This window comes from Neisseria sp. P0022.S010, assembly GCF_051956635.1.
Window position 1 is genome coordinate 1 of the sequence record NZ_JBQCXF010000539.1, and the last position, 1,992, is coordinate 1,992.

At 50.3% G+C, this 1,992-nt stretch carries 2 protein-coding genes and 1 pseudogene; all 3 read right to left on the reverse strand.

Annotated features, from left to right (window positions below):
- A pseudogene (locus ACTHUT_RS19130) lies at positions 1–607 on the reverse strand (penicillin-binding protein 2); the annotation flags it as partial.
- A 74-nt stretch (positions 608–681) separates the two neighbouring features.
- The gene (gene ftsL, locus ACTHUT_RS19135) at positions 682–945 is read right to left on the reverse strand and encodes a cell division protein FtsL (protein ID WP_003681879.1); all 264 of its coding nucleotides are present in this window, start codon (positions 943–945) and stop codon (positions 682–684) included.
- 61 nt (positions 946–1,006) lie between these two features.
- A complete protein-coding gene (gene rsmH, locus ACTHUT_RS19140; protein ID WP_440386017.1) occupies positions 1,007–1,969 on the reverse strand; it encodes a 16S rRNA (cytosine(1402)-N(4))-methyltransferase RsmH in 963 nt (320 codons plus the stop codon).
- Positions 1,970–1,992 lie beyond the last annotated feature (23 nt).

Consider the following 1,992-nt stretch of genomic DNA (forward strand, 5'->3'; position numbering starts at 1 on the left):
CACCGCGCAGGCTGTCTTCACGGGAAAGCTCCAAGCCCTCCTGACCTTTGCCGTCGATATTGGTAAAACCGATAACGTGCGCAAACAGATTGCCCATCGGGTAATGGCGTTTCAATTCTTTTTGGAAGGCGATGCCTTTAATGCCCAATGCCTTGATTTCTTCCGCTTTTTCGTAGCTGAGCTGACGCTTCAGATAGATAAAGCCTTTGTCTTTTTTAGACAATTTATTTTTTAACACTTCAACAGGCACATCGGCAATGGCCGACAGTTTCTCCAACTGCTCGTCAGTCGGCATTTCCTCCATACCGGAAGGCATGGCATACAATGATTCGGTAGGCGCACTCAACGCCAATGTAGCACCATTGCGGTCGGTAATCATACCGCGTGATGCAGGCAGCGGAAGCGTGCGCACAAAACGTTGGTCACCCTGATTTTTCAAAAACTCATGCTGACTGGTTTGCAGATAAACCCCGCGCACCAACAGACCGGTAAATGCCAGCGCAACGGCACCCAGCACCAAACCGATACGTCCGTTACTTGTCAGCGGTTTTTTTGTTTTTGTGGTTCCAGACAGCATTTGAGGTTTATATTCGTTCTTAATTAACATGTTGGACTTCTCATGACTTAGCTGCTCAGTGAGCTATTAATTCCCGTAAACACCTTGAAAACAAGGCTATATTCTTATTTTTTGCGTTCCAGCATAGCCGTATTATGCGCACCCGGCGGAAGCAGATGTTGCTTTTCGGCCGCCACTTTAATCAGTTTGTGGTTGGCCAATCTTGCCTGCTCCAGCTTCAAGCGCGCGTAATCCTGTTCCAACTGAATTTCCCGCTTTTGCGCCTTATCCAACTCGATAAAGTGCAAGCGCGACTGGTTTTGCTTAAACACTACGGCAAAGGCCGAAACCGTCACCAAAACCAGTAATAAAATATTCAACTTACCCATTTAAAACTTTCAGACGGCCTGTCAACAGAAACATCCCTTGCGACAATGCCGAAACGCTTCCCTAGTCAACAACCGAAAATTCGCCGCTGCTGCGCTCCGCCACCCGCAAAACCGCACTGCGCGCACGCGGATTGGCTTCAGTCTCTGCCGAACCCGGTTTGATTGCTTTGCCCACAGCCTTCAAAGGCGGCTGAGGCAAATCCGCTTCCTTAACCACTGCCCAACGGGGCAAAGGCACATGTTGCGAATATTTTTTAATAAACTGCTTCACAATTCTGTCTTCCAAAGAATGGAACGCAATGACGGCCAAGCGTCCACCCTCTTTCAGACGGCCTGCAACCTGCGGCAAAACTGCCTCTACCTCTTCGAGCTCGCGGTTAATAAAGATGCGAACTGCTTGGAAGGTGCGCGTTGCAGGGTCTTGTCCGCGCTCGCGAGTACGGACGTTTTGCGCCACAAGCTGCGCCAGCTTGCGGGTTGTATCGATGGGACTTTCCTCCCGTTGCGCAACAATGGCGCGCGCAATCTGGCGACTAAACCGCTCTTCACCATAATTCTTAATGACCTCGTGTAAATCCTGTTCGGATGCGGTTGCAATCCATTCCGCCGCAGACATCCCGCGGGTCGGATCCATCCGCATATCCAACGGCGCATCAAAGCGGAAACTGAATCCGCGGCTGCCATCGTCAATTTGCGGCGACGAAATCCCCAAATCAAAAAGCGCACCGTCAATCTTATCGATGCCCAATTCATCCAAGGCCGTCTGAAATGTTTCAAAACCATTGTGTACGACACGGACACGCTTATCTTGCGCCGCCAGTTCATTGGCTACCGCAATCGCCTCAGGGTCTTTGTCAAAAACAACCAAACGCCCTTGCTCGCCCAAACGCGACAAAATCAGCCGGGAATGCCCTCCCCTGCCGAACGTACCGTCCACATAAATCCCGTCTTCACGGATTGCCAACGCATCCACCGCCTCATGCAACAAGACAGTAACATGCTGATAATTTTCAACTTTACTCACAATTGCAAATCCGTTTGACTCAA